This window comes from Cognataquiflexum nitidum (assembly GCF_022538055.1).
Taxonomy (GTDB): Bacteria; Bacteroidota; Bacteroidia; order Cytophagales; family Cyclobacteriaceae; genus Cognataquiflexum; species Cognataquiflexum nitidum.
Genome location: NZ_JAKZAM010000076.1, coordinates 1 through 1,732, shown reverse-complemented (window position 1 = coordinate 1,732; position 1,732 = coordinate 1). Strand labels below are relative to the sequence as shown.

Below are 1,732 nucleotides of genomic sequence, written 5' to 3'. Positions count from 1 at the left end.
CTCAAGTTTGGCTAATTTCTGGCTTGAAACAATGCAGCTAGGATAGGATTATCTGTTTTTTTGAGGGTTTGCAGTTTTTTCTGAATGTTGACGAAGTCGGAGAAATTGATTTTTGAGCTGTGAGCCCAGTTTAGTGCCCGGAATTGATTGAGGATGTCTCCGGTTGTGGTACGGATTGATTTTTTGGATTTATACCATTTAGGCCGAGGAAGGACTTGGTTTTTGGCGGTTGCCGCAGCCAGTAGAAGCATAGAATATGCAGCGGTGAGGAATGCGGGGACTTTTTCACAGGCTTCTTTGGTTCTAACCTGTGCTTGTCCGCATCCCAGAATGGTTTTCTGGTCTTTGAAGTTGACCTCTATCTCCCATCTCCAGAGGTAAGCTTGCAGAAGTGTGGCTAAGTCCAAATCCGGTTCGGTACAGATCAGGTAAGCGGGATCCCGGTAGAGCAAGCGTGACTTGTTGGTTTTACGGTATGAAACCGCCCGGATGATGATCAGTTTGAGATCCTTGTTCCCGGCCTTTCTCCAGCGGACTTTTGGGACAACTTTCAGCTGGAAGTCGTGTACTTTCCCTGCTGCCCAAGCCTGGACTTTTACCCAGGAATGGTCATCGGACTGTCGTATCTGTTCTGGAGTTGGGAGAGCTTCTCCGTAGACCTTTTTACGTCCCTTACCGGTTGTGGGCGGCTCGGGAGGCAGATAGAGACTACAGTCTTTGCGGATTCTGCCGATCAGGATGGTGTTGGCAGGGAGTTTCTTCAGGACCGCTTCGTTGGTATAGCTTCCGTCCACACTGACCACGAGGTCCTTGTTGGAATAACCGTCCTGATCGAGATTTTCACGCAGAAGCTTGATCCGTTGGGCACCGATGACGCTTAGCTTGGCTTTTTTCTGGGTTTCCCGATAGTTCTCCCAATCTTGTTCCGCTCCTGCTTTGCCGGGCTTTTTCACGGTGGGGCAGTGATGAAGGTCGACAGGAATGGCTCGGGCCTGTACGGCTCCCCTTCTGGAAAAACAAGCAAGGGAAAGTTGGATAAAGCGCTGGCCCCAGACCAGATTAGTCTGGAAGGGAGGTCCCAGCGCATCTCTAAGCCATCGGGTGCCAAATACATTCTTCCCCTTTTTGCGCAGCAGGGTATCATCCATGTGGGCAAAAACATAGGGCTCCTGCGGATCGGCCAATGCCACAATCTTTCTGCGAATGACACCGAAAACACCGGCAATATCCATCCTGTCACCTTTAAAAAGGCGATAAGCGGAAGTCCAGTCTTTAAACTGATCCCCACTGGAGGTCAGCCAGCCAGTGACGGTGTGACGGCCCATACAGGAGAGTATTCCGTTGACCAATTTCCCGGCTCTTTGCCAGGTCCGAAACTGCTTGAAGCAGGACCGGCATTCCAAGAAAATACCTTCCAATACTCCTTTCAGGTTATCTTGGGGAGTTTTTTTTTAAGGTCTGCCACGGACTGATCACTTCGTTGAAGCACCAGACGTTGATGGTCATCGATGATCCATTCCACTACTTCACCTTGCTGAAACTCGATGGCTTGGGCAACGGCGGCAGGAAAATTAACATACCATTGTTCACTTTTAGCTCTTTTGATGAGCTGGACTTTGGTTGGGTATCCCATATCTAGTCTATTAACTAGATATAATATTCATAAAAAAAGGCCATAATTCCAAATTATGACCTGTTTTTTTTCACTGTCTAGTAAAGAGCCAAACAAAAG

The 1,732-nt window shown here is 48.5% G+C and carries 2 protein-coding genes; both read right to left on the bottom strand.

Going from position 1 to position 1,732, the window contains the following annotated elements; translation table 11 throughout:
• Positions 1-11: 11 nt before the first annotated feature.
• Positions 12-1,349 carry an IS701 family transposase gene (locus tag MMU07_RS21650; protein ID WP_241128702.1) on the bottom strand — a complete coding sequence of 446 codons (1,338 nt, stop codon included), beginning with the start codon at positions 1,347-1,349 and terminating at the stop codon, positions 12-14.
• Between the two features lie 77 nt (positions 1,350-1,426).
• Complete coding sequence (locus MMU07_RS21645; protein ID WP_241128701.1) at positions 1,427-1,633, bottom strand: hypothetical protein; 207 nt, start codon at positions 1,631-1,633, stop codon at positions 1,427-1,429.
• Between the last annotated feature and the right edge of the window lie 99 nt (positions 1,634-1,732).

What these genes read in the sequence shown, in the direction of transcription:
- MMU07_RS21645 (WP_241128701.1), bottom strand. Translation starts at nt 1,633, where the DNA reads ATGGGATACCCAACCAAAGTCCAGCTCATCAAAAGAGCTAAAAGTGAA.